General features: G+C 35.8%; 24 protein-coding genes. 9 read left to right on the forward strand and 15 right to left on the reverse strand.

Going from position 1 to position 22,832, the window contains the following annotated elements; translation table 11 throughout:
* Nucleotides 1–11: 11 nt before the first annotated feature.
* From fabH to V7S50_RS06160, 4 genes are all read right to left on the reverse strand, one after another.
* Complete coding sequence (gene fabH, locus V7S50_RS06145; protein WP_063224620.1) at nt 12–944, reverse strand: beta-ketoacyl-ACP synthase III; 933 nt, start codon at nt 942–944, stop codon at nt 12–14.
* A gap of 232 nt (nt 945–1,176) precedes the next feature.
* The gene (locus V7S50_RS06150; RefSeq protein WP_009879752.1) at nt 1,177–1,353 is read right to left on the reverse strand and encodes a ComZ family protein; all 177 of its coding nucleotides are present in this window, start codon (nt 1,351–1,353) and stop codon (nt 1,177–1,179) included.
* A 53-nt stretch (nt 1,354–1,406) separates the two neighbouring features.
* The gene (locus tag V7S50_RS06155) at nt 1,407–2,279 is read right to left on the reverse strand and encodes an NAD-dependent epimerase/dehydratase family protein (RefSeq protein ID WP_242250967.1); all 873 of its coding nucleotides are present in this window, start codon (nt 2,277–2,279) and stop codon (nt 1,407–1,409) included.
* A gap of 29 nt (nt 2,280–2,308) precedes the next feature.
* A complete protein-coding gene (locus V7S50_RS06160) occupies nt 2,309–3,043 on the reverse strand; it encodes a hydrolase (protein ID WP_063224621.1) in 735 nt (244 codons plus the stop codon).
* Between the two features lie 156 nt (nt 3,044–3,199).
* On the opposite strand from V7S50_RS06160, the gene V7S50_RS06165 reads away from it, so the two are divergent.
* Nucleotides 3,200–3,382, forward strand: a complete 183-nt coding sequence (locus V7S50_RS06165) for a YjzD family protein (protein WP_063224622.1) — start codon at nt 3,200–3,202, stop codon at nt 3,380–3,382.
* 37 nt (nt 3,383–3,419) lie between these two features.
* On the opposite strand, the gene clpB is transcribed toward V7S50_RS06165, so the two are convergent.
* Both clpB and V7S50_RS06175 read right to left on the reverse strand, forming a co-directional pair.
* Nucleotides 3,420–6,020 (reverse strand): ATP-dependent chaperone ClpB, encoded by a 2,601-nt coding sequence (gene clpB, locus V7S50_RS06170; RefSeq protein WP_336375980.1) that lies wholly within the window; start codon nt 6,018–6,020, stop codon nt 3,420–3,422.
* 211 nt (nt 6,021–6,231) lie between these two features.
* Complete coding sequence (locus V7S50_RS06175; RefSeq protein WP_000531418.1) at nt 6,232–6,411, reverse strand: YjzC family protein; 180 nt, start codon at nt 6,409–6,411, stop codon at nt 6,232–6,234.
* Nucleotides 6,412–6,902: 491 nt separating this feature from the next.
* Between V7S50_RS06175 and V7S50_RS06180 the strand changes: the two genes are divergently transcribed.
* The 3 genes from V7S50_RS06180 (at nt 6,903) to V7S50_RS06190 (ending at nt 8,156) form a co-directional block, all read left to right on the forward strand.
* Nucleotides 6,903–7,712, forward strand: coding sequence for a Cof-type HAD-IIB family hydrolase (locus tag V7S50_RS06180; protein ID WP_063224624.1), 810 nt, complete (start codon nt 6,903–6,905; stop codon nt 7,710–7,712).
* A gap of 105 nt (nt 7,713–7,817) precedes the next feature.
* Nucleotides 7,818–7,958, forward strand: a complete 141-nt coding sequence (locus V7S50_RS06185) for a hypothetical protein (protein WP_000516816.1) — start codon at nt 7,818–7,820, stop codon at nt 7,956–7,958.
* Nucleotides 7,959–8,156, forward strand: a complete 198-nt coding sequence (locus V7S50_RS06190; protein WP_000527393.1) for a DUF3813 domain-containing protein — start codon at nt 7,959–7,961, stop codon at nt 8,154–8,156.
* A gap of 25 nt (nt 8,157–8,181) precedes the next feature.
* Here the strand turns inward: V7S50_RS06190 and V7S50_RS06195 are convergent, their stop codons facing one another.
* The gene (locus V7S50_RS06195; RefSeq protein ID WP_242251899.1) at nt 8,182–9,039 is read right to left on the reverse strand and encodes a YitT family protein; all 858 of its coding nucleotides are present in this window, start codon (nt 9,037–9,039) and stop codon (nt 8,182–8,184) included.
* 100 nt (nt 9,040–9,139) lie between these two features.
* Here V7S50_RS06195 and V7S50_RS06200 point away from each other — a divergent pair, with 100 nt between their 5' ends.
* Nucleotides 9,140–9,271 (forward strand): DUF3941 domain-containing protein, encoded by a 132-nt coding sequence (locus tag V7S50_RS06200; RefSeq protein WP_001120845.1) that lies wholly within the window; start codon nt 9,140–9,142, stop codon nt 9,269–9,271.
* 129 nt (nt 9,272–9,400) lie between these two features.
* Nucleotides 9,401–10,258 carry a peptidylprolyl isomerase PrsA gene (gene prsA / locus V7S50_RS06205; RefSeq protein WP_063224625.1) on the forward strand — a complete coding sequence of 286 codons (858 nt, stop codon included), beginning with the start codon at nt 9,401–9,403 and terminating at the stop codon, nt 10,256–10,258.
* Between the two features lie 51 nt (nt 10,259–10,309).
* Here prsA and V7S50_RS06210 read toward each other — a convergent pair whose 3' ends face one another.
* The gene (locus V7S50_RS06210) at nt 10,310–11,164 is read right to left on the reverse strand and encodes a CvfB family protein (RefSeq protein ID WP_063224626.1); all 855 of its coding nucleotides are present in this window, start codon (nt 11,162–11,164) and stop codon (nt 10,310–10,312) included.
* 230 nt (nt 11,165–11,394) lie between these two features.
* Here V7S50_RS06210 and V7S50_RS06215 point away from each other — a divergent pair, with 230 nt between their 5' ends.
* Nucleotides 11,395–11,886, forward strand: a complete 492-nt coding sequence (locus V7S50_RS06215) for a YajQ family cyclic di-GMP-binding protein (RefSeq protein WP_001040146.1) — start codon at nt 11,395–11,397, stop codon at nt 11,884–11,886.
* A 795-nt stretch (nt 11,887–12,681) separates the two neighbouring features.
* Here the strand turns inward: V7S50_RS06215 and V7S50_RS06220 are convergent.
* The 3 genes from V7S50_RS06220 to V7S50_RS06230 all read right to left on the reverse strand — a co-directional run bounded on the left by V7S50_RS06220 (nt 12,682) and on the right by V7S50_RS06230 (nt 15,376).
* A complete protein-coding gene (locus V7S50_RS06220) occupies nt 12,682–13,566 on the reverse strand; it encodes a helix-turn-helix domain-containing protein (protein WP_242250965.1) in 885 nt (294 codons plus the stop codon).
* A 229-nt stretch (nt 13,567–13,795) separates the two neighbouring features.
* A complete protein-coding gene (locus V7S50_RS06225; RefSeq protein WP_242251897.1) occupies nt 13,796–14,023 on the reverse strand; it encodes a hypothetical protein in 228 nt (75 codons plus the stop codon).
* A gap of 51 nt (nt 14,024–14,074) precedes the next feature.
* Complete coding sequence (locus V7S50_RS06230) at nt 14,075–15,376, reverse strand: alpha-amylase family glycosyl hydrolase (RefSeq protein ID WP_242250964.1); 1,302 nt, start codon at nt 15,374–15,376, stop codon at nt 14,075–14,077.
* 213 nt (nt 15,377–15,589) lie between these two features.
* On the opposite strand from V7S50_RS06230, the gene V7S50_RS06235 reads away from it, so the two are divergent.
* Nucleotides 15,590–16,822, forward strand: coding sequence for an ammonium transporter (locus tag V7S50_RS06235; protein ID WP_098556340.1), 1,233 nt, complete (start codon nt 15,590–15,592; stop codon nt 16,820–16,822).
* A 269-nt stretch (nt 16,823–17,091) separates the two neighbouring features.
* On the opposite strand, the gene katB is transcribed toward V7S50_RS06235, so the two are convergent.
* From katB to asnB, 3 genes are all read right to left on the reverse strand, one after another.
* Nucleotides 17,092–18,558: a catalase KatB gene (katB, locus tag V7S50_RS06240; protein ID WP_063224631.1), complete on the reverse strand. Its 1,467-nt coding sequence runs from the start codon at nt 18,556–18,558 to the stop codon at nt 17,092–17,094.
* 60 nt (nt 18,559–18,618) lie between these two features.
* The gene (gene hemH, locus V7S50_RS06245; protein WP_242250963.1) at nt 18,619–19,578 is read right to left on the reverse strand and encodes a ferrochelatase; all 960 of its coding nucleotides are present in this window, start codon (nt 19,576–19,578) and stop codon (nt 18,619–18,621) included.
* Between the two features lie 187 nt (nt 19,579–19,765).
* Complete coding sequence (asnB, locus tag V7S50_RS06250; RefSeq protein ID WP_242250962.1) at nt 19,766–21,613, reverse strand: asparagine synthase (glutamine-hydrolyzing); 1,848 nt, start codon at nt 21,611–21,613, stop codon at nt 19,766–19,768.
* A gap of 239 nt (nt 21,614–21,852) precedes the next feature.
* On the opposite strand from asnB, the gene V7S50_RS06255 reads away from it, so the two are divergent.
* Nucleotides 21,853–22,407 carry a DUF2777 domain-containing protein gene (locus V7S50_RS06255; RefSeq protein WP_242250961.1) on the forward strand — a complete coding sequence of 185 codons (555 nt, stop codon included), beginning with the start codon at nt 21,853–21,855 and terminating at the stop codon, nt 22,405–22,407.
* Between the two features lie 54 nt (nt 22,408–22,461).
* On the opposite strand, the gene V7S50_RS06260 is transcribed toward V7S50_RS06255, so the two are convergent.
* Nucleotides 22,462–22,830 (reverse strand): YisL family protein, encoded by a 369-nt coding sequence (locus tag V7S50_RS06260; protein WP_242250960.1) that lies wholly within the window; start codon nt 22,828–22,830, stop codon nt 22,462–22,464.
* Between the last annotated feature and the right edge of the window lie 2 nt (nt 22,831–22,832).

Raw genomic sequence — 22,832 nt, forward strand, 5'->3', positions numbered from 1 at the left:
TCTCTCAGTCCTTATTTACCCCAACGAAGAGCGACTGCTCCCCATGTTAATCCGCCGCCAAAACCAACCAATATAATTAAATCACCATCTTGAATACGTCCATTTTGCAATTCTTCTACCATTGCAATTGGAATTGAAGAAGCTGATGTATTACCGAACTTCTCAATTGTCATACTCATTTTTTCTTGTGGTAGATTTAATCTCTCTCTTGCGGATTCCATAATACGAATGTTCGCTTGATGTGGTACTAAGAAATCCACATCTTCTTTCGTAAGACCAGCTTTATCTAAAACGCGAAGACAAGAATCACCAAGTTGACGAACGGCAAATTTAAAGACTTCTCTGCCATTCATCATAACATACTCGTCTTGATAAAGATGCTTACCGCCACTTCCGTCTGCTCCTAATTCAAAGGATAGAACGCCTTTACCTTCTGAAACAGCTCCCATTACGATAGCACCGGCTCCGTCCCCAAATAGTACTGCTGTATTTCGATCGTTCCAGTCTACAATTTTAGATAGTTTATCACTACCAACTACTAATACATTTTTATAAGTTCCCGTTTGAATAAATTGCTGTGCTGTAATCATTCCGTACATAAAACCAGCACATGCTGCACTTAAATCCATTGCAGCTGCATGCTTTGCGCCAATTGCTTCTTGAATGACACAAGCTACTGCTGGAAAAGCACGATCTGGCGTTACTGTTGCTACTAAAATAAGATCGATATCCTCTCCGCTAATCCCTGCGTTTTCAAGTGCTTTTTTAGAAGCCTCTACGGCCATATATGAAGTATCTATTGTATCATCGGCAATGCGTCTTTCTGCAATTCCCGTTCTCGTACGAATCCATTCATCGGATGTTTCCATTATTTTCTCTAAATCGTGATTTGTGACTACTTTTTCTGGCACATATCTTCCGATCCCTAAAATGCCCACGTTCACACCGCAGCCCTCCGTTTTATATCAATTATTATGACTTGGTACTAATTTTAAAACATAAATGTATTTTTGTCTAGAATATATTTCAGCTAAAACATAAAGCTAGCGCATTATTCACTTTATTGTTCATTAAAAGAAACAGAAAAATACCTTTCCCTGTCTTTTCAAAATATAAAAAGGCCCGAACCGCTTATACTTACGGTTCGGGCCTCTCTCCCCTCAAAAAAGAAGGGTTTTATTCTTGATCTGCTTTCCCAAGCTCATATGCTTCGTTCATAACTTTCATCAATAACTCTAACACCGGCTGCGCTTTCTCCATATCAAGCGCAATTCCATTATCATCTAAAATGGCCTTTGCTTCTGGTAAATGCTTCATTGCGATTTGTAAAAATTGCATGCTTTTCTCATTCATATTACGTTCTTCCTCTCCATTAAAACTTTCACATACATAGTGTAACACGCTCGCTATCCTTCGTATAACTCTTTATATTTTTTCATATGTGCCAATTGTTTATTTAAACCGTATTCTAACGGGGTATTTCTTTTTATCGAAATAACCTCTACAGCTTCATCTCTTTCTTCCTTATTCTCTTTATTTACTTTATCCTCTGCACGTAAAAGGTTCATACCTTTTTTCCATAATGACTTTTTACCACTAAGTAAATTGTATATGCCAAGATACTCCTCGTTCATTCCATTTTCCCATAAGCATTCACATACATCTTCAACGTATAGTAAATCACTTCCGTTTTCCTCACTCGCATAAAGGCACTCTTTCTCACCAAGTTCTGCTAAAATAAGCTGATGATACATCATAAAAGATGGTTGCCATGGTCCATATAATGTAGGAACTCGAAATACACTATATTGTACCTCTCCTTTTTTTAATCCTTCTTCCACTCTTGAAAATAGACGTTTATTTTCGGATTCATCTGCGTTTCCTACTTCAATAGAAGAAATTAGATTTAACTTCACTTTATGCTCTTCACACAGTCTTATAATTCGCTTTAAATACTGCAATATAACTCTTTCATTTCGAAAGCCGCTTTGTTGATTTGGTTCATACAAACAAAAGTAAACTGTATCGAACTTCTCTCCTTCTACTGATTTCCAGCCATCTTCATCTCTTATCGAATAATACGTAAATAACGCATTTCGCCCAATTAACAATAACTTCTCTTCATTAATTTTTTTCATATTCTCGAATTCATCAAAATCAAGACCGTACACTTCTACTTCTTCTGCAATCATTTTATTCACAAGGTGATAACCTACAAATGTAAGTGCACCTATAATTAGTACGCGCTCCATACCACCAACCCTTTCTCCTTGAAACAAATAGCTCCTCATTTATGTATATGGGAGCTTCACAATTCTTCTTCATATTTTTTAAAGAAATCAGTCGTTTGCCTAACCATTTTATATTTCACATCTTGCAGATGGAATAAGACAGAAGTATCGCATTGATTAAATTGCCTCATTTTCTCGTATTTACGTAACAGCTGTTTTCTTCCTCTTTTTTCTTGTGTTGATACGAAAACTTTAACAGGTACACAAGACGGAAGAAGCGTAAATGATTTCTTATTTATTTTTGATTCTAATTCTTCTTCTTTGGAATCATACGCCAAACTTAATTCCTTCACGAGCCTCTTGTAAAAAAACTTATGCTCTTTCTCAAACTCCACATACTCTGGTAAATCTAAACACGGATTTAACATAATGACAGAGCGTATACATTCAGGGTATTTGTTCATCATTTCAAGTGCTACAAGCGCACCCATACCATCTGCCATAATGTGCATTTTCGCATTTAATGTCTCTTTTCTCAATACAACATCATATAAGCGTTTTGCTAGACGAACAGATTGGTCGTTTCCCCAGTGTCTTCCGTATAAATTAGAAGAAAAGACCGTGTAGCCTTTCTCAATAAGGCCATTTAAAAAATAAGATCTACCCGCATGCTGTGTCCATAAACTTGTACCATTCTCAATAAAGTAGTTGTAATCACCAAGAAGCATGACAGAAAATCCATTTGGCTTCTCCGGTAAATAAATGACGCATGGTTCTTTTTCTAAGTAAAAAAAACGTTCCGTAATACTCATTTTTCCCCCGCCTTATTTTCTAAACGTATAAAAGTACTCTTTTATAATGTATGAACGGAATGCAAATTTGCGTTGAAAAATCTACAAATATTTTTCTATATTCTTTTTTCAATTGTGTTACAATAAGGACAGATTGAACGAATAGAGGTGTAAAATATGCGTTTCATTTGGGCATTAATTTGGTCGTTCTTGCTTGTACATATGATGAGCTATGTAATCGGCTCTATGACTGGCGGTACATACGATTTTAACCAAGCGTCTATTTTCTCAGTTGTTCTTGCGGTATTGGTACTAGCAATTGCAGCTGCAATTCCAAACGAGCCAGTAGAACAACACTAAAAAAAGAGTCCGGATTTTATCCGAACTCTTTTTTATTTTACTTCACATAAACGACTAACTCATTATTTGCTACATCAACAACTACATGACTATTGTCAGTAATCGTTCCTGCAATTAATTCTCGTGCTAATTTTGTCTCAACTTGACGCTGTACATATCGTTTTAACGGACGAGCTCCGTACATCGGATCAAAACCAGCTTCTACAACAAACTCTTTCGCAGCATCTGTTAATTCTACCGTAATGTGACGATCATCTAAACGACCTTGTAATTCTTTTACAATTTTATCAACAATACCTTTAATTTCATTCGCTGTAAGAGGCTTGAATAAAATAATTTCATCGACACGATTTAAAAACTCTGGTCGGAAATGCCCTCTTAATTGTCCCATAACAAGTTCTCTTGATTCCTCTTTAATTGAGCCATCTGCTTCTAAACCATCTAATAAATGAGCAGATCCAATGTTTGAAGTCATAATAATAACCGTGTTTTTAAAGTCTACTGTACGACCCTGTGAATCTGTAATGCGTCCATCATCTAACATTTGTAATAAAATGTTGAATACTTCTGGATGTGCTTTTTCAATTTCATCTAACAAAATAACGGAATACGGTTTACGTCTTACTGCTTCTGTTAATTGACCACCCTCTTCATATCCAACATATCCAGGAGGTGCACCAATTAAGCGTGACACAGCGTGTTTCTCCATATACTCAGACATATCAATACGAATCATTTGCTCTTCACTATCGAATAAAGACTGCGCTAATGTTTTTGCAAGTTCTGTTTTACCAACACCAGTCGGTCCTAAGAAGATGAAGGAACCAATTGGACGGTTCGGGTCTTTAATACCAGCACGCGCACGAAGAACTGCATCTGATACTAAGCTTACCGCTTCCTCTTGTCCGATTACACGCTCTGATAGAATTTGCTCTAGGCGTAATAATTTCTCGCGTTCACCTTCAACGAGTTTTGCGACAGGAATACCAGTCCAGCGTGAAACAATATCAGCAATCTCTTCTTCACTTACTTCCTCACGTAATAAACGATTTTCTTGTTTATTATGCGCGCCCATTTCTTCTGCTTCTTTTAACTCTTTTTCGATAGCAGGGATTCTCCCGTGACGAAGTTCCGCTGCTTTATTTAAATCGTAGTTACCTTCTGCTTCTTCTAATTCACGGCGCAGACGCTCCAAATGTTCACGTAAGTCACGAACTTTGTGAATATCTTCTTTTTCTTTCTCCCATTTCGCTCTCATACCACTTGCAATTTCTTTTAAATCCGATAATTCACGTTGCAATATTTTTAGACGTTCTTGACTACCAAAGTCCTTTTCTTTTCCAAGAGCTGCTTCCTCAATTTCTAACTGCATAATGCGGCGCGTTACTTCATCTAATTCTGTTGGCATAGAATCAATTTCCGTACGAATTGTTGCGCATGCTTCATCAACAAGGTCAATCGCTTTATCTGGTAAGAATCGATCTGAAATATATCGATCTGATAAAACAGATGCTGCTACAATCGCGCGGTCATGAATATTTACACCGTGATAAATTTCAAAACGCTCTTTTAAACCACGTAAAATGGAAATTGTATCTTCAACAGTTGGTTCTTCTGCTAATACTTGTTGGAAACGTCTTTCTAGCGCTGGATCTTTCTCAATATATTTGCGATATTCATCTAGTGTTGTCGCCCCGATACAATGCAGTTCACCACGCGCAAGCATTGGTTTTAACATATTCCCTGCGTCCATTGCGCCTTCTGTTTTACCAGCGCCGACGATTGTGTGCAGTTCATCAATGAATAATAAAATGCGGCCTTCACTCTTTTTAATTTCATTTAATACAGCTTGCAGACGCTCTTCAAACTCACCGCGGAATTTCGCGCCAGCTACAAGTGCACTCATATCTAACGCAAAGATTGTTCTATCTTTTAATCCTTCCGGTACGTCCTTTTTCACAATACGCTGCGCTAATCCTTCAACGATTGCTGTTTTACCAACACCTGGCTCACCAATTAAAACCGGGTTATTTTTCGTTTTACGTGAAAGGATACGAATGACGCGGCGAATTTCACTATCACGCCCGATAACAGGGTCAATTTTCCCCGCTCTTACTTCCGCCACCAAATCACGACCATATTTTTCTAACGCTTCATAAGTTGCTTCTGGATTTTGACTAGTCACTCTTTGATTCCCCCGAACTGTCATTAAAGACTGTAATAAGTTATTTTTCGTAATATGAAATCTTGTGAATAATTGGTTTATATCGCCTTTTTCTTCAGAAAAAGCAAGCAATACATGCTCGACTGAAATATAGTCATCTTGTAATTTCTCTGCTTCTTTTCCTGCTCTTACAAGTAGTTGTTGCAGAGCACCTGTTATATATAATTTGCCTGCTTCTGCACCGCTTCCCGTTACAGAAGGCTTTTTCTTAATTAAACTTTCGGCGCCTTGTTTTAACGCTTCTATATCGACATTCATTTTTTGAAAAATACGTACTGCTAACCCATCTTGCTCTTCTAATAATGTAAACAAGAGATGAACAGTATCTACTTCTTGATGATGATGAGATACCGCTAAAGATTGGGCACTCATAATCGCCTCTTGTGTTTTTGTTGTCATTTGATTTAAGTCCATCTTTACAGTCCTCCAAATGTTTGACTTTCTTTGACCTTTGATTTGATTATACGCCAACTGACTTTTTTATACAATAATTTTGATTATGTATTTTCAAACTTATTATTGGAAAAAGAAAAAGGGAGCATGCATGATACGACTGAAAAATATACGGTAAATGAAATTATAATGTGTGATGACAAAAAAGCCGCAATAACGATTGCGGCTTCTGTTACGGTTTTCTTTTATATGTCCACTGACGGTTATGATTCGTATTATCTGGAAACTTGTCACCGGCAGTTAACTTTACCATTTGCGGATCTTTCACCATACTTCCCGTTTCACCAATTTCTACGTAAATGCCATCATTCGGCGCTTTTTGTCCAGAACGAAACCTGCGATTTTGTCCCATTTCCATTCTCCTTCCATGACGTCTTTGCCTCATTAGTATATCCATTTTAAAAGAAAGCTTTTCTGTCATGTTTAGGAAACAAGTACTACATTTCGTTCTTGTACATATACATGAATGACACAAGCTTAAAGCAGGGATTCCCTTCCTATTTGTAGAAAAAAAGAAACCAACCTACTATAGGCCAGTTTCAAAGGAGAGTCAAACATATACGAGAAGATTACATGTTCATTATAAGCATCATCATACGAGCAATGTAACCCTTTTCACAATTTATACATAATGAAAGAAACATTGTTTGAACTTTCTAAAAAGATGTTGACTTTTCTTAATTTCCAGCGAGAAATAGTAGACACCGCAGCACTTTGCGACGTAAGATGGATATATAGTGAACTTTCCATCTTTAGTGATCTCACCCAGTCTAACCTCTTATTTCTGCATATTAAAAACGGAAATACAGATAAAAACAAAAAATTATTATAAGAGGTGAAATTATGAACAAACAACATTTAATCGCATTAGACTTAGACGGCACATTATTAACAGACAACAAAATAATTTCCACTCGAACGAAATATACAATTGCAAAAGCAAAGGAACAAGGACATATTGTCGTTATTTCAACAGGACGTCCCTTCCGCGCTAGTTATGATTACTATAAAGAACTTGGTCTTAATACACCAATCGTAAACTTTAATGGCGCTTACGTACATCACCCTCTTGATTCAAAGTGGGGAACACATCACTCTCCTCTTGAGCTAGCAACAGCCCAAGAAATTGTCCGAGCTTGCTTTGATTTTGGCGTAAAAAATATATACGCTGAAGTAATGGACGATGTGTATGTTCGTGAAATTGATGAAGATAAAAAACATATTTTCGAATTCGGTTCTCCAAAGATTTTTACAGGAGACTTATTAAATATTTTAAACGATCATCCAACTTGCTTATTAATAGACGCACATGACGAGCATTCCAGTGCAATTCGTCAACACTTAACTGATATGCATGCTGAAGTAATTGACCATAGAAAATGGGGCGCACCTTGGCCGATTATTGAAATTGTAAAAAGTGGGTTAAATAAAGCTGTCGGATTACAAAAAATTTCTAGTCATTACAACATTCCACAAGAACGAATTATTGCTTTCGGTGATGAAGATAACGACTTTGAAATGATTGAATTTGCTGGTCACGGCATCGCAATGGGGAATGCAATTCCTGAATTAAAATCACTCGCAAACCATACGACGTTAACGAACGAAGAAGATGGTATTGCACTATATTTAGAAGAGGTTCTTGGGTTGTAATCTAAAAATTCCCTACTTATAGTTTCTCGCCAAACGCTCATACTATGATTAGACGCAAAAGTCAGCGCGTCGATTGTTTTCAGCTAAATAAAGGGGGTTTTTCGAATGGGTAAAAAGAACAAATCAAAACGTTTTATCCAACAAGGAGCCGATGCTGTTATGAAGCATGATGCAAGATTCCCGTACCGTGGTACATTAGCTGAGGCAGAAAAAGCGAGAAGCAACTCTTCTTTTGGAGGGGTCTAAATGGGGAACTTACTATTCCAACAAGCTAGAGATGCTGTTGCAAATGCCGTATCTTGTTCAAGCGGTGCTGAGCAACAAGATCTCGTATACAGAGCCAAAAACGCTTTGCACTCTGCTTACGCAAACTCTTCAACAGCTGAAAAAGTTCAGCTACGCGAAATGCAGGAGCAGTTGCAAAATATTACGAATTTACATTAAAAAAGAGGACCAGCTTTGGTCCTCTTTAATCTTTTCGGAACAGTCCAAACACCCCAACAGTTTGCAGTACGTTTGTAAATGCACCTGGGTCCACTTGCTTAATAACCCTCTCTAATTCATACAGTTCGTAACGCGTAATAACAATCATTAACATTTCCTTATTTTCATTTGTATAAGCACCTGTTGCCGGTATAGTTGTAATCCCCCTCACTAAGCGTGAGTGAATTGCCTTTCTTACATCTACCCCATTCTTCGTAACAATTAATGCTGTAATCTTCACATGCCGCGTATGAATCGCATCGATGATTCGCGTTGACACATACAAAGTCACCAAAGTATATAATGCTTTTTCCCACCCATACACATAGCCAGCAGCAATAATGATCAGTGCATTAAAGAAGAAAAAATACGTACCGACAGGCTTATCTTTTATTTTGGATAAAATCATGGCGATAATATCTAAACCACCTGTAGAAGCCCCCCACTTTAACGCAATCCCTACTCCAATTGCCGAAATAAGCCCTCCAAAAATTGCATTCAAGATGATATCATTCGAAACAGCTCGAACTGGGATAATTTCTAAAAACAACGTCATAAATATAACGCACAAAAAACTAAAAAACGTAAAAGCTTTCCCAACCTTTTTCCACGCTAAAATAACGACAGGAATATTAAATAAGCTAAACAATACTCCTGTAGATATATGAATAGATAAAAAATCTCCTAGTATTTGTGATAATAATTGAGACAATCCAGCAAAACCACTCGCGTACACTTTCGCTGGTGTTAAAAATAAATTCATTCCAATCGCATTTAATAAACCTGCAATGATTACAACGATTAACTTCTTTATAAGTTCGGTATAATTCAACTTCAAATCCATTTCTAATCCACCTTTATTATTCATGAATGCACCACTATACATAGTCTTTACGAAAAAGGAAATGATAAACGTACAACGTTTAGAAATGGAGTTGATACATATGCCACATACGAGTGATAACGACAAAAAAGCACGCGATAATAATGCAAAACGCGCACAAAAAAATGAACAAGAACAAAAGAATATAGAGCAAGGTAAGCGTGCCTATTCCAAAAAGACCGATCACCTTTAATTCCATCGTACACCGACATATTGTCGGTGTACTTTTTTTACATTTTACAGGAAAAAAACATTAAAAATTCACTTCATGTTCACTTCTATATTCTACAATAGCGATAACATATTCGGATGAGGTGTTAGCGTGAGAGGGAAACACATTTTCATTATTACTGCACTAATAAGTATATTAATGCTAGCTGCTTGCGGACAAAAAAATAGTTCAGCTACAGTCGCTACAGCAACAGACTCAACCATTACGAAGAGCGACTTCGAAAAGCAGTTGAAAGATCGTTACGGAAAAGACATGCTATACGAAATGATGGCACAAGACGTTATTACGAAAAAATATAAAGTATCTGATGATGATGTGGATAAAGAAGTACAAAAAGCGAAAAATCAATACGGCGATCAATTCACAGCAGTATTAGAAAACAATCGTTTAAAAGATGAAGCTGATTTCAAAAATCAAATTAAGTTCAAACTTGCTATGAATGAAGCAATTAAGAAAAGTGTTACAGAAAAAGACGTGAAAAATCACTATAAACCAGAAATTAAAGCGAGTCACATTTTAGTAAGTGACGAAAATGAAGCGAAAGAAATAAAGAAAAAACTAGATGCTGGTGCTTCATTCGAAGAATTAGCAAAACAAGAATCACAAGATCTACTATCAAAAGAGAAAGGCGGAGACCTCGGATACTTCAATTCAGGTACAATGACACCTGAATTTGAAACAGCTGCCTACAAACTAAAAATTGGTCAAATTAGCGATTCCGTCAAATCACCAAATGGCTATCACATTATTAAACTAACTGGTAAAAAAGATTTAAAACCTTACGATGAAGTGAAAGACTCCATCCGCAAAAACTTAGAAGCAGAACGTATTGCCGATCCTACATTTGGTCAAAAATTATTACAACAAGAATTAAAAAAGGCAAATATTAAAATAAACGATAGTGAGTTGGAAGATACGTTTACTCTTGCACATGAGCAAGGAAATTAAAAAAGCACCACCTTATATTTTACAAATATAAGGTGGTGCTTTTTATTTACTTTATTTCTTAAAGTACGTCCAACCTTCTTCTTGGTAAACCTTTTCTTCCTTCATCAACTTACCAAGTGCACGCTTAAATGCAGCTTTACTCATATTGAAACGTTCTTTAATATCTTCTGGGTGGCTCTTATCCCAAAACGGCATTGCTCCGCCTCGTTCTTCCATATATGCATAAATTACAGCAGCGTCATCTTCCATTCCTTCTTCTTTACGAGGAAGAAGTGAAATGTTAATTGTACCGTCATCTTTCACGTCAATAATACGGCCCGTTACACGCTCACCGATGCGGACTTGTTCTTTTCTTTCTGTGTGGTGTAAGAAAGCACGGAAATGCTCATCCGTTAGTATGAATGAACCAACTTGAAGCGAACGATACACACGTCCATTTACGTTTTTATTACGCATAGATGGCGTCGCATCTACGATAATTTCTTGCATATCACTGTCTCTTGCCGGAAGAGCGATAAGGCGATCACGATTCGTTAATTTTAACGTACAATATAATTCGTCTCCAACCTCTGGCCATACTGGCATATAAATCGGGAACTCATCAGCTGGGATTAGTATATCTTTTGATACACCAATATCAACAAACACACCTAAACTAGGAATAACTTCTACAACCTTTACCCAGTTCCAATCAAAAGTTGTAATAAGCGGCTCCTTCATTGTTGCTGAAACACGATTTTGGTGATCAAGGTATAAGAATACATCAATCGTATCGCCTTCTGCGATTTCTCCAGCTACTTCGTTTTTATGTAGGAAAATTTCTTCTTCTTCATTCCCAACCATATATCCGATTTCCGTTTCGCGTAAAACAGTTACCTGTTCAATCGATCCTATTTGCAAATACATATTTTTTAATTCCCTTCTATATATATAAAATTATCTTTTTTATCATTCCAAACAAAAGTTAATTATAACACGATTCTTTCTTTATTTGTCCAACTGCCTAAAATTCACTATAATAAAATGAGGTTACATCATTATAAGTATGAAAACACTTAAGTCTAAGCTCGTTTTCAGCTATACTTTAGTATGTACAGTACATAAAAAGATTAGAAATTTATTTGGAGGTGCTAACTATGGCAAAAGACAGTTCTTTTGACATCGTTTCGAAAGTAGAATTACCTGAAGTAACAAACGCAATTAACATCGCATTAAAAGAAATCCAAAACCGATATGACTTTAAAGGAAGTAAAAGTGATATTAAATTAGAAAAAGAAGTACTTGTTTTAACTTCTGATGACGAGTTCAAATTAGACCAAGTAAAAGACGTTCTAATTTCTAAACTTGTAAAGCGTAACGTTCCAATTAAGAACTTAGATTACGGAAAAGTTGAGGCTGCTACTGGTAACACAGTTCGCCAACGCGCAACACTTCAACAAGGTATCGATAAAGATAATGCAAAAAAAATTAACAACATCATTAAAGAAATGAAATTAAAAGTAAAAACACAAGTACAAGATGATCAAGTACGTGTAACAGCGAAAAGCCGTGATGACTTACAAGCAGTTATCGCAGCAGTTCGCAGCGCTGATTTACCGATTGACGTACAATTTATTAACTACCGCTAAAAAGAAAAACTCCTCTAATTAGAGGAGTTTTTCTTTTTGTCATGTAGGAACAATATGACAAGGTCAAGCGGGTATTTGCGGTGAAAATTGCTGAGCGAACAGAGTCTATTCATACGAATATCTTACAGGTGACCGCAAGGAAAAGACTTCTTAGGACGTTTCCCTTCAACTTGAATCACTTTCCTTATCAATTGAATCCTAAACCAAAGTCACCACAACTACCTCCATAAACCAAAATCTCTCTCCCTAATTAAGCGTAACAATTTATGAGTATAAGAATATTTTCCACCCTTCAATGTAATGTAAAATTAATAAGGGATCTTATTTTGTGAAAAAAGTTAATTATAAAAGAGTTAGAAGTGGTTATTTGAAGAAATTAATATTATGTTTTTTATTGGCTATATTCTCTCTAAATATTAAAGGATGTTCTAATAATATGACTACACTAAAGGATAAATCTAATTGCATTCACAAAGCTTGGTACAAAAAACCTATGTTATGTAATAATTTAAAGAAACACTAAATAGTTGATGATAAAGGTCATAAAAAAGACACTTTAAGTTGCCTTCCTCTTACTTGAACCATCTTAATTTTAATATGGAAGGAAAAGAAGTATAAAGTGTTAATAAGGATGCAGATTTCAAAATAGAAAGTACGTTAAGTAAACTTTCATTCAAAAATTCATATTAAGTAATAATATTTTAGAATCAAGTTTATAAAAAATATTAAGAGGTTTATAAGTGTAAAACCTACAGGAACTTTTCCTGTGGGTTTTATTGTACTATAAGTATTTATTTAGCAATTATGTTTTTCGAAATATTCTTCTTTAATTATTTGTAATTTTTTTTCGTTTTTTGTTAATTCAAATATAAATAACGCTTTTTTCATGTTATTGGCAACTTTTTCTTTATTAGATTGTTTAAGCTTTAATAAATTCGAACCTTTTTCATAGTATAGTTCACCCAATAAGTATAAAGTATTTAGATTAATAGCTAATTTGATACCCTTATCAATGTATTTTTTTGCTTCTTCATATTGATATGTGTAACTTAAACATTTTGCTAAATTATAAATGATTTTCAATTTAATTTCTTTATCTCTAGGAAAATCTAACTTATTAAAATTATTTAAACATCTTTTTAATATATTGATACTCTCTTTATATTCTTTATTTTCTGCATGAAATATAGCCATTGTCTGCATAATATCTATTTCTCTCTCTGTTAAAAAATCAATATTCGTTACAGTTATTTTTAATGCATTATTTAAAAGAGTTAAAGCCGTTTTTATTGAGTTATTCACACGATATATAGCAATTGCTTCATGCCATATTAGAAATTGTTTATCTTCTTTTATTCGAAAATTATTTAAGTTTTTTTCTTTTGTTACTATTTCATAAAGCTCTTTATATTGATGTTGTCTTATGCAATCCTTCATTACGCATTTTACATTTTCTATATATTTGAATTTTTTGTTTTGAGTTAGTGCAAATATATTATTTGGATCAATACCAAGTCTTTCTGATAATTGATATAACAATATGCTAGATGGATAAATCACACCTTTTTCGATCTTGCTAATTTGACTTTGTGAACATATTCCATGACATAATTCGGATTGTGATATATTTTTTTTAATTCTGAGTTCTTTAATGGTAATACCCAAATCGTAAAATTCCATCTTTCCTCCTACTATTTAGTACTGTATTAGTATAAGAGTATTCTCTAAATTTTAATGTAATGTAAAATTAATATAGTTGCAACGATTGTTTATTCCAAAGGTCTTTTCCTCCCACTATAAGAAGCCTCCCCTTCTCTTTTCCTATCGGTGTTGACAAAAAAACTGGCTAGGAAGAAGACTTTCTCCCTAACCTGGAAAACTTCTCTCATTAGAGAAGTTTTTAGATTTATTAAGAGCAACACCATATCGCTTTATCAAATGATTTTTCAGGAATGTATACTTTATCATTTTCGATTTTGTATTTAATATTATTTCTCTTCAGAATTGCTGTGTCAACAGAATGAACACTATCGCCCCACCGAACAAATTCCCCATCGTCACCGTTGTCCCAGAAATACAGAATTACGAATACGATAAGAAGACTCAAACATATAGCGAACAACTTCTTTCCCCTCAAACATCTCACCTCATCACGCACTTTTAATTGCACACAAAAGAGAATGTTCCCTTATTTCCGTCTCTCTTTAACCACAATTAAAAAAGCAATAAACAATACGTTCACACCGACGATTAAAGAGATAAATAACCAATTCACACCTGTTTCTTCATTAACTTTATACACATTTGATTCTTCGCGCTTTAAAACGAGATAAAACTTTCCTTTTTCTTCTCTTATAATTTCATCTTCTAACAATCCTTTTAACTCTTGTTTTTCACCAATCACACTTACAGGTAAAGCAACCTTTTGTGTTTCTTTCGTATTATTAATCGCTACTAATGTCACTTCATCTTTATACTTCCGTTTCAGTATACTCATTCCATCTTTATCATATAAAAGTTCAAACGTACCACGCCTTAGAGATGGTCTCGTTTGTCTAAGTTCACCAAGTTTCGTTATGTGCTGCATAAATTTTTCATCTGATTTGAAATCCATTAACCGTCTATTATCTGGAGTATCCCCTCCATCTAATGCGATTTCAGTTCCGTAATAAAAATTCGGAATACCTGGTGATGTTAATACATATGTAAGAGCTAGTTTCAAACGAGATGGTGGATAATTCATATTCTCTTTTGCAATACGAGCAAATCTTTTTGTATCTTGATTATCTAAAAATGTAACGAATTCCTCGTCTTTTTTACTCACATCATATAAAGATTTTACCGATACGTCCACTTTGGAAAACGATTCTACTATTTTTTCGTTGTATTCAATATCTTCTTTTGTCATAACACGAAAATCTTTCTTTATCACTTGCATATCTTTTTGCACGCCATCCCAGAAAGCAGGTGACTTTTTTTCACTATGCATTACATAACTTGCATCTAAATCGGCTTCTTTGATCCACCATTTCATCGAGTCGATTACTTGTTGTTCGTTTTCTCTAAGCGGAAATTGAAATATAACTTTCATTCCCCTTGCATGAGCTTCTTTTACAAGTTCTTTCACATCATTTTCTGTTCCGAAATGTTCATTTACCTTTTGAAAATTGCGCACGTCTAACCCATCGTACTTTCCACTTTCAAAAAGGGGTGAAAGCATAACAGTGGTAAATCCCATTTCTTTTATGTAATCTAGTCTCTTGATAATCCCTCTTATATCTCCACCCTGATATCCTTCTAAATTTCCAACTTCTAACTGTTTGTCATTTTTAGGTTCTCCATTATTAAAGCGATCAATCATAATGGAATATATAACTTCGTCTCTCCACTCTCTTTTTTCGTCTGCAAACGTATGTATTGGTACAAATAAGACGACAGCTAAACAAAAACAAATGAATAGTTTCCTAGTCCGTATTTTTCCCACACGCATCCCCCATATTTTTTAATTGTAAGAATATTATACCAATTATCCGAACAAATCGCATATGTTGATTTCTTTCTCCTCAAAATACTTCATGTTAGATTTTATAACATGAAGTATAAATTTTTCTGAATTTTTAGTTGATTTTTATATTTATTTCGAATATGATATGAAACATAACAAATTGATGTTATTTTTTCTAACATTATAGGAGGAGAGAGAATGAATACGGGAGATACGGTTTTTATGTTTGTAGCGACAGTAATGGTCATGTTAATGACACCAGGATTGGCACTTTTTTACGGGGGCATGGTTCGCAGTAAAAATGTACTCAGTACAACAATGCATAGTTATAGTGCAATGGCTATCGTTTCAATTCAGTGGATTGTAATTGGTTATTCTTTATCATTCGGACCAGATTGGCACGGACTTATCGGTACACTCGATTGGTTCGCTTTAAACGAAGTTACTTACGCACCAAATCCAGACTACTCATCTACTATTCCTCACAATTTATTTATGATGTTTCAACTCATGTTCGCCATTTTAACTCCAGCTTTAATTTCAGGTGCATTCGCCGAGAGAATGCGATTTTCAGCTTTCCTTATTTTCATCCTTCTATGGACAACGATCGTTTACAATCCTGTTGCTCATTGGGTATGGGGTGTTGGCGGATGGCTAAGAGAACTTGGCGCGTTAGACTTCGCTGGTGGTAACGTCGTTCATATCACATCTGGTGTGGCTGGTCTTGTATTAGCTATTTTCCTCGGAAAACGAAAAAATATAAACGGTCCATCTCCTCATCATTTACCATTTACGATGCTTGGTGCTGGCTTACTATGGTTCGGTTGGTTCGGCTTTAACGTCGGAAGCGCATTATCTTTAAACGACGTAGCTTTAACTGCATTTATTAATACAAATATAGCCGCCGCTGCCTCAGCATTAACTTGGATGCTTTCAGAATGGTTCTTCCAATCAAAACCAACTGCGATGGGAGCTGCTTGCGGAGTTGTTTCCGGTCTAGTCGCAATTACACCAGCTTGCGGGTTCGTTACACCTTTCTCCGCCCTTCTTATCGGAGCAATCGGCGGTATATTATGCTTCGGAGCGGTCTTTTTCTTAAAAACAAAATTCGGATACGACGATACACTTGATGCTTTTGGATGCCATGGCATTGGAGGAACTTGGGGCGGTATTGCGACAGGACTATTCGCAACTACTACTGTAAACGGCGATGGTGCTAATGGATTATTTTACGGAAACGCTACTTTACTTTTTAAACAACTTGTAGCAATTGGAGCAACCTATGCATTTACAATCATAATGACGTACGCCATTATTAAAGCAATTAACTTCTTCCTCCCTGTTCGCGTCGATGAGCACGAGGAACATATGGGGCTTGATATTTCGATGCACGGCGAGAAGGCTTATGAGTATACAGAGCGAGTAAACTAAAAAAGAGATGCAATCTATTAGTAGTAGATTGTATCTCTTTTTATTAGACTTGTCGGCGGCATACCCTAGTTGATATATTCGTGAATATATCAGCGATTATTTGGATATATCGACGATTTTTTAAATATATCAGCGATTCTTCCAATATATCGACGTTTCGACACAGGATATCGATTTACCAACAAATTCTGACATGACCTAAACGTAAAATACCCCCGAGTAACTTTACACACAAAAAAGACGACCGAAATCCGGTCGTCTTTCCCTATTTATTTCGGAGCATTTCCTACATATTGCGTAATATCAACATTTAACGCTTGCGCCAAACGCATACCGTACTCTTGATCTGCACGGAAGAAGTTACAAACAGCTAGTAATTTCGTACGTTCATTTACGTCTTTTAAGTCATTTGTTAAGTTTGCAATTAAGTTTGCTTGCTCTTCTTTAGAGAATGAACGGTAACGCTCACCTGCTTGCTTGAAGTCATTTGGTTTGTCAATTTTTTCACGAGATACATAGCCTTCTACTTTCATAGTTGAATCGCGGTAAGTTGGGTCTTCAACTGGATTTTCAGTATGACGACTCGGTTCATAGTTGATTGTAGATGGGTTTTGATTCATTTGCATCGCACCATCACGTTGTTGGTTATGAACAGCTGCGTATGGGCAATTCACAGGAATTTGTAAGTAGTTTGCCCCAAGACGGTAACGCTGTGTATCTGGGTAAGAGAATAAACGACCTTGTAATAATTTATCTTCAGATGGTTCAATGCCATTTACAGTTGCGCTTGGAGAGAACGCGACTTGTTCTACTTCCGCAAAGAAGTTTTTCGGATTACGATTTAACGTCATTGTCCCTACTTCAATTAATGGGAAGCGATCTTCTGGCCATACTTTCGTTGGATCTAATGGATCGAAATCTAAAGAATCCGTTTCTTCTAGTTGCATCACTTGTACGTGTAAATCCCACTTCGGATAATTTCCTTTTTCAATTGCATCGAATAAATCGCGAGTTGCATGGTTGAAGTCTTTTCCTTGTACTTCTTGCACTTCCTTCGCACTTAAATTACGTACATCTTGCTGCGGTTTCCAGTGGTATTTAATATAAACGATTTTGCCTTCTGCATTAATCCATTTGAATGAATGGACACCGAAACCTTCCATTTCACGATAGCTTGCTGGTGTACCATAATCAGAAAACACCCATGTCATCATATGTGTAGATTCTGGACTTAACGTCATGAAATCCCAGTAACGATCTGGCGTTTGAATATTTGTATCAGGTGCCGGTTTTAAAGAATGCACCATATCAGGGAATTTAATTGCATCACGAATGAAGAAAACTGGTAAATGGTTACCTACGATATCGTAATTTCCTTCTTCTGTATAAAATTTAACAGCGAACCCGCGTGGATCACGAGCTGTTTCCGGAGAACCTTGACCATGAATAACCGTCGAGAAACGAACGAATACAGGTGTTTCAGTTCCTTCATTTTGTAAAAATGCTGCCTTTGTATATTGCTTCATGCTATTTTTCGTTACGAATACACCGTGAGCACCTGCACCACGCGCATGCACCACGCGCTCTGGAATACGTTCACGATCAAAGTGAGCCAGTTTTTCTACCAAATGATAGTCTTCTAATAATACCGGTCCACGGCGACCAGCTGTGCGAGAATTTTGGTTATCTCCAACTGGAGCACCTTGGTTTGTTGTTAAGCGATTATTTGGATTCATCTAGGGGGGATCCTCCTCTTTATTTCGTAGTAATTACTATTTATTTATAATTATTATAAACTAATTATTATTCAAAACTAAATCTTTGTCAACTATTTCCTTCATTTTTTTGGAAACAATTTCAGCTAAGCATTCGATAAAAACAGATTGTGCATTCGGCATATTTGGTCTAAAATATTTGGCATTTAGTTCATCCGTTACAACTTTACATTCATAATCGTTGTCATATAAAACCTCTAAATGCTCTGCCACAAAGCCAACTGGACAATATATGAAAGATTCATATCCATGCTCTTTATATAAATCTTTTGTTAAATCTTGCACATCTGGTCCAATCCATGGATCTGGAGTATTTCCGGCACTTTGCCAACCAATTGTATAGTTTTGAATGTTTGCAGCTGCTGCAATCAAATCCGCTGTATGCTGCAATTGCTCCACATAAGGATCACCTGCTGCAATAATTTTTTCTGGTAAACTATGTGCAGAAAAAATTACGACAGTCTTCTCTTTATCTACAATATTAGTAAACGTCTCTTTTATTTGATTTGCCCAATACAAAATAAATTTCGGTTCATCATACCATTGTTCAATTGGTTCAATAACAGGCCCACCGATTTCTTTTGAAAGACGAATAGCACGGTCATTATACGCTTTAATGCTAAAAGTAGAATAATGCGGCGCTAATACGATACTAATTGCCTGCCCAATTCCATCGCGCTTCATCTCTTCTACAGCATCTTCTATAAATGGAGCAACATGTTTTAAGCCTAAGTAACAAGTAAATTCATACTCTGTAAATATGTTATTCATTGCATCTGTTAATTTATGCGCTTGCTCTTTCGTAATTTTTGCAAGTGGTGAAATTCCGCCAATTGCTTTATAGCGACTAATTAAATCTTGGAGTGCTTCTTCAGATGGCTTACGCCCATGGCGAATATGTGTGTAATACGCTTCTACATCATCTAATGATTCTGGCGTCCCATACGCCATTACGAGTAAACCTATTTTTTTCTTTGTCATCTATATAACACCTCAATTTTATAAATGAGAATCTTTTTCAAGAACATTTGTTTCCAATTATAACAACTAATAATAAGTACGTCAAAATAATTATTATAAATAAGTATTATTTCTAATATGATTTTAAATTTTATATGACAATTCATTTAATAAAAAGCGACTTACATAAATGTAAGTCGCTTTTCTCCTATTCTTTAATATTTACCCCGTATTCTTTAAACCAAACATGAATTTGCGCTAAATGAGCTAAAAGTTGCGGCCCAGTCATTAATTGACCAAACCAAGGCGTTTGAAATGCACTGCCGCCTGACTCAATTAATCCACTCAGCTGTTCCTTATCGAATAGTTCGTGTAAAATCGAGCCTTTATCTGTTAATAAATCTTGTAGCCATACTGTTACTGCTTTTGTGTAGTGTGGATTATGTGTTTTCGGATACGGGCTCTTCTTTCTATATAAGATGTCATTTGGAAGTAACCCTTCTAACGCTTTACGCAATAGACCTTTTTCGCGGTTTTTATACATTTTCATTTCCCAAGGAATATTCCACGCATATTCGACAAGTCGGTGATCCGCAAATGGAACGCGTACTTCTAAACTTGCACCCATACTCATACGGTCTTTTCTGTCTAATAATGTTGTCATAAACCATACCATATTTAAATAAAATAATTGTCTTCTTTTTGCTTCAATTGGGCTTTCTCCCTCTAAAATAGGAACTTCTTGAATGGATTCTTCATAGCGCTGTTGTACATATTGTTGTAAATTTAATTTATTTCTCCATTCTTTCTTTAGCAATTGTTCACGCGCTTCTGTAGAACGCATCCACGGAAATACACTCGATTGTAAATCATCTTCTCTATAAAACCACGGATATCCACCAAATATTTCGTCTGCACATTCCCCAGATAAACCGACGACAAAATCTTGTTTAATTTCGCGGCAAAACCATAATAATGACGAATCAATATCTGCCATACCAGGTAAATCACGAACGAGTACTGCTTCTGTTAAATACTGTGCTAATTGTTCATTTGAAATGACGCAGCGATGATGAATTGTTTGAAACGTTTCAGTCATCAAATTAATAAATGGTGCATCTGAATTTGGCTGAAACGTATTTGCTTTAAAGTATTTGTCATTATCTTCGTAATCAACCGAATACGTGTGTAATTGACCTTTTCCTGATCTTGCGTATTCTTTCGCAGCAATTGCTGTAATCGCGCTCGAGTCTACACCACCTGATAGAAAAGTGCACAGTGGTACATCAGAAACGAGCTGCCTTGTAATCGCATCTTGTAATAAAAAGCGTGTTTTCTCTACTGTTTCTTCAAAGGAGTCTTCATGCTTTTTACTTTCCACATTCCAATATCTCCATATACATAAACCGTTCTTTGAAAATGTCATCGCATGACCTGGACGTAATTCTTTTATACCAGCATAAATACCATGACCTGGTGTTCTGGATGGTCCGAGACCGAATACTTCTGATAAACCTTCTAACGTTACTTCTGCCTTTACATCTGGATGTGCTAATATCGCTTTTAACTCTGAACCAAATAGTAATCGTCCACTATCGTATTTATAAAATAGCGGTTTTACACCTAATCGATCTCGTGCAATAAATACTTGTTCTTTCTGTTCATCCCATACCGCAAACGCATATATACCGTTTAAATGATCGACACATTCTTCTTTCCATTCAATATACGATGCTAATAGTACTTCCGTATCAGAATGACCTTTGAACGTATATCCTCTTCTTAAGAGTTCCTTTCGAATATCTTCCGTGTTATACAGTTCGCCATTATAACAAATTGCATAATTCGTTTCGTCTTTTAAACAAGTCATCGGCTGTTTACCACCCTCAGGATCAACAACGATTAACCGTTTATGCCCAAATGCGACATTGCCTTTAATCCAAACTTTATTATCATCTGGGCCACGCTTCGCTAACGTCTCAGCCATCTTCGTAACGGTGGCCCTTTCTCCTTCTAATGAGCGTTTATAATCCACCCATCCTGTAATCCCGCACATATAAATCATCCTTCCATCTTATTACTTTTCCTGAACGTGCAGTAATCCCCACTCTAAAAGTGCGGATCAAAAAAATGACAAACTTGACGATAACCTACTATCCACATATGGAATAGCATTTTCACTCAGTAAAACGTGTTTTATTGTATGCCCACCTATGTCTAGATGTGTCTAGTTATAAAGAATGCACGAACTGTCTATAACAGGAATAACTACTTTTCATAAAGGAGAAATCATGTATGATACAACGTAAACATATTTTATATAACCAGCCCCGCGCTCATACAGTCGGTAATGTAGAATATATAAACAATGAATGGATATTCTTTGATGACGAAAATGAGGAAGCATTTTTATTAGAAGATATTGCCGAAGATGGATTTGAGATTTTATATAACAACAACTGGCTACCAGCTCGTTTCTATGAACAAGATATATTACAAATCGCCAACGAACAGCACCATTTGCAAAATGGTGAAATGATACGTATTCGTAAAAAATTACTTCTTAGCTATACAGAATGGCTTGAAGAATTACCTGACTCTGTCTTTGCCTTATTAACAGAGGCATTGCAATCACTTCACTACTCTTTATATGATTGCATGTATTGTCATAATTATTTATCTTTCTTACCGAAAGAGGAAGCACGTGCAGGAGTAAATATTCTATTGTTCGATAATGAAGAAATGATTTGTACACTGCAGCACCATTTCGTTCGTCACGCTACGTCAAATAAAAATATGTTTCGTTTTACGAAAGTAAACGGAGAAGAGTTGCATATTGATGCGACATAAAAATAAAAACCACCTTATCTCCCAAACATTTGAGATTATAAGGTGGTTTTATTTTTATTTGAATACGTACCAGCCAATCGGTAATTTTAGTCCTAAGTATAATACCGCTACTAGCGCGACAATAAATAAGCCCCAAACCGCCCCTGTTGGTTTGTTTTTGCTCATTTTCACAAGAACCATTTCCATACCACCGATAACTAAAATACCAGCTAACATTTTTAAGCCATACCACATGTGCATGCTACCTGTTGCTGTCTTTACAATACTCATGTACAACATGAAGCCTGTCACAATAATGATAATGTACATTAGGCGAAGCCCCATATGTACACCTTTCCCTTTTCTCCCTGCTGAATAAAGTGAATACGCCACAAAGAATAAAATTAAACCTAACGCCCATGCTGTAATATGCATATGTACCATCG

The organism is Bacillus sp. CCNWLW194 (assembly GCF_037120585.1).
Taxonomy (GTDB): Bacteria; Bacillota; Bacilli; order Bacillales; family Bacillaceae_G; genus Bacillus_A; species Bacillus_A basilensis.